Here is a 3450-nt window from a genome sequence, read left to right as displayed (position 1 = left end):
GCGGTCGTCCCGCCGGCGCCCGCCCCGGCGCTGGTCGTCGGCCTGGCCGGCTTGACCAACCACGACAACGTCGGCGGCCTGTTCCGCAACGCCGCGGCCTTCGGTGCCGATGCGGTGCTGCTCGACGCCGGCACCTGCGATCCGCTCTACCGCAAGGCGATCCGCGTCTCGGCCGGCGCCGCCCTGACCGTGCCCTTCGCGCGCTTGGATCCCGGCGCCGACTGGCTCGCGACCGCCCGCGCCCTCGCCCTCGAGCCGCTGGCGCTCAGCCCGTCCGGGCGAGAGGACGTCGCCGACCTGACGGCGCCGGCCCGCACGCTGCTGCTGCTCGGCACGGAAGGCCCCGGGTTGCCGGCCGACGTGCTGGCGCGGATGCGCGGCCTGCGCATCGCGATGGCGGCGGGCTTCGACTCGCTCAACGTCGCCACCGCCGGCGCGATCGCCCTGCATCGCCTCTCCGGCGGGGGGCGCGATGCGCGCGACAATGCGCACCCATTGCCTTGACCCCGCGGCGAGCTAGCTTGACAGCAGGTGGACCGGGCGGGAGCCGGTCGTCCGCCGGGTGGTTCTGGTCTGGGAGTCGGGCGCGTTGCTTCAGTCACGGGAGGGCCTGCGGACATTGTCCGGGCGCCGGGTCGTCGTCGTCGGTGCCGGGCCGGGCGGCCTCGCCACGGCCCTGCTGCTGGCGCGCGCCGGCCTTCAGGTCACGCTGATCGAGAAGGACCAGCAGGTCGGCGGCCGCACCAAGACGGTCGAGGCCCCCGGCGGCTACAAGTTCGACATCGGCCCGACCTTCTTCCTCTATCCACAGATCCTGGCCGACATCTTCGACAGTTGCGGCGAGCGGCTGGAGGATCACGTCAAGCTCGAGCGGCTCGATCCGCAGTACCACCTCGTGTTCGAGGCCGGCGGCGAGATCCGCGCCACCGGCGACATGGACCGCCTCGAAGCCGAGATCGCCCGCATCGCGCCCGACGACGCCAAGAACGTCAAGCAGTTCTTCGCCGACAACCGGGTCAAGCTGAAGTTCTTCAAGCCGGTGCTGGAGCAGGCGTTCCACACCCTCCGCAGCATGGCGAGCCCGGGGATGCTGCGGGCGCTGCCCCACCTGCATCCCGGCCGCAGCGTCGACCGCGACCTGCAGCGCTACTTCAAGGATCCGCGGGTCCGCCTCGCCTTCGCGTTCCAGACCAAGTACCTCGGCATGTCGCCGTTCCGCTGCCCGAGCCTGTTCACGATCCTGTCGTTCCTCGAATACGAGCACGGGGTCTACCACCCGGTCGGCGGGTGCGGCGCGATCTCGGAGGCGATGGCCGGCCTCTGCCGACGCATGGGCGTCGACATCCGGCTCGGGACCTCGGTCGAGCGCGTCACCTTCGACGGCAAGCGCGCCGACGGCGTGATCGTGGACGGAGAGCGGATCGCCGCGGACGCGGTGGTGATCAACGGCGACTTCGCGCAGGTGATCCAGGATCTCGTCCCCGAAGTGCACCGCCCGCGCTGGCGCGACCGGAAGATCGAGAAGGCGCGCCTCTCGTGCTCGACCTTCATGATGTACCTCGGCATCGAGGGTAAGATGCCCGAGACCCTTGGGCACCACACCATCCTCCTGGCCGAGGACTACGCGCGCAACATCCGCGAGATCACCGACGGCATCCTGCCGATGCAGCCCTCGGTCTACGTGCAGCATGCCGGCTACACCGACGGCGGCATGGCGCCCCCCGGCCATACCGCCCTCTACGTCCTCGTGCCGGTGCCGAACCTGAAGGCGGGGATCGACTGGCCCGCCACCCGTGCGACCTATCGGGCCCTGGTGCTGGAACGCCTGAAGCTCCTCGGTCTCGACGACATCGAGAGCCGCATCCGCTTCGAGCGGATCGTCGACCCGGTCGAGTGGCGGGACGAGTTCGCGGTCTACGAGGGCGCCACCTTCAACCTCGCCCACGACCTGATGCAGATGCTGTACTTCCGCCCGCACAACCGCTTCGGGCCGGGGCTCTACCTCGTCGGCGGCGGCACGCATCCGGGTTCGGGCCTGCCGGTGATCTACGAGGGCGCGCGCATCTCCGCCCGCCTGCTCATCGAGGAGCTGGCCGGCGCCCGCGTCGCCGAGACCTCCGGCGTGCCCGAGACCGCGGCGCTCGCCACCGGCGGCGAGACCTCGTGAGCGTCGCTGGGCCCCGCACGCTCCGTACGCCGACTCCCATTCCGCATTCCGGCCGCGCCCCGAGGCGCCTCGCGCTCGCCGCGGTGGCCGTCGTCGTCGCCCTGCCGGCGGCGGCGGCCACCGTCGAGGTGGTGGTGGATGGGGCCGACCCCGGCACCTCCGTGTCCGTCGCCCTGTGCCAGGGCGGCCTGTCCGAGGAGGCCTGCAGCCTCGGGCAGGAGCTGACCGCGCGCGGCGGGACGGTGAACGTCGTGTTCCGCGACGTTCCGGCCGGCCGCTACGCCGTCGCGGCGTTCGAGGACGTCAACGGCAACCGCAAGCTCGACCGGACCGGCCTCGGCCTGCCGATCGAGCCCTACGGCTTCTCCGGGGGCGTCGGTCTCAAGGCCCGCCCGACCTTCGCGCAGGCCGCCTTCGACCTGCGCGAACCCGGGACCGCGCTGCGGGTCGGCCTCGCCCGCGCCCTGCCCCGACGCTGAGGCGCCGCGTGACGGAGCCTCTCGTCCGCGTCGCGGGCGCCGCCCTCGCCTATCGCGATCGACGCGTGCTAGACGCGGTCGATCTCGTCCTCGGCGCGGGCGAGATCCTGGCGCTGCTCGGGCCGAACGGCGCCGGCAAGACCTCGCTGATGCGCCTGATCGCGGGGCGCCTCGCGCCGCAGGCCGGAACGGTGCGGGTCGGCGGCCAGGATCCGTTCCGGGTGCGCGCAGCGCGGCGGGCGATCGGCTGGGTGCCGCAGGAGATCGCGCTCTACCCGCGCCTCACCGTCGCCGAGAATCTCGGCGTGTTCGCGCAGCTCGCCGGCATCGGGCGGCGTGAGCGCGCCATGGCCGTGGCGGAGGCCATGGCGCTCACCGACATCGCCGAGGCGGCCGGGCGCCCGGTCGGGCTGCTCTCGGGCGGCTACCAGCGGCGGGTCAACATCGCGGCGAGCCTGATGTGCCGGCCGGCCCTGGTGCTGCTCGACGAGCCGACGCAAGGGGTGGATCTCGTCGCCCGCGCCGCGATCCACGCCGTGCTCGGGCGCCTGCGCGAAGAGGGCACCGCCATCCTGATCGCCACCCACGACTTCGCCGAAGCCGAGCGCCTCGCCGACCGTGCCGCCTTCATGGCCGGTGGCCGCATCGTCCGCGAAGGTACGCTCGCGGACATGCTGGCCGAGCTTCGTGCCGGCATTCCCGAGCGCGAGGTCGCCCTCAGCCTGCCGGCCGGCCCCGCCGCCGACGAGGTAGAGCCCCGGCCCGAAGCGGTTGTGCGGGCGGAAGTACAGCATCTGCATCAGG

At 72.8% G+C, this 3450-nt stretch carries 4 protein-coding genes; all 4 read left to right on the top strand.

The window, feature by feature from the left end:
• A partial coding sequence (locus FV223_RS23200; RefSeq protein ID WP_147729200.1) for an RNA methyltransferase occupies positions 1 to 504 on the top strand: 504 nt, incomplete at its 5' end.
• 85 nt (positions 505 to 589) lie between these two features.
• Entirely contained in the window at positions 590 to 2167 is a 1578-nt protein-coding gene (gene crtI, locus FV223_RS23195) for a phytoene desaturase family protein (protein ID WP_147729199.1), read from the top strand.
• 83 nt (positions 2168 to 2250) lie between these two features.
• On the top strand, positions 2251 to 2646 hold the full coding sequence (locus FV223_RS23190; protein ID WP_243949250.1) for a DUF2141 domain-containing protein: 396 nt from the start codon (positions 2251 to 2253) through the stop codon (positions 2644 to 2646).
• An 8-nt stretch (positions 2647 to 2654) separates the two neighbouring features.
• A partial coding sequence (locus FV223_RS23185) for an ABC transporter ATP-binding protein (RefSeq protein WP_147729198.1) occupies positions 2655 to 3450 on the top strand: 796 nt, incomplete at its 3' end.

This window comes from Methylobacterium sp. WL116 (genome assembly GCF_008039455.1).
GTDB lineage: Bacteria > Pseudomonadota > Alphaproteobacteria > Rhizobiales > Beijerinckiaceae > Methylobacterium.
The sequence above is the reverse complement of the archived record's forward strand: the minus strand, read 5'-3'. Positions and strand labels throughout refer to the sequence as shown.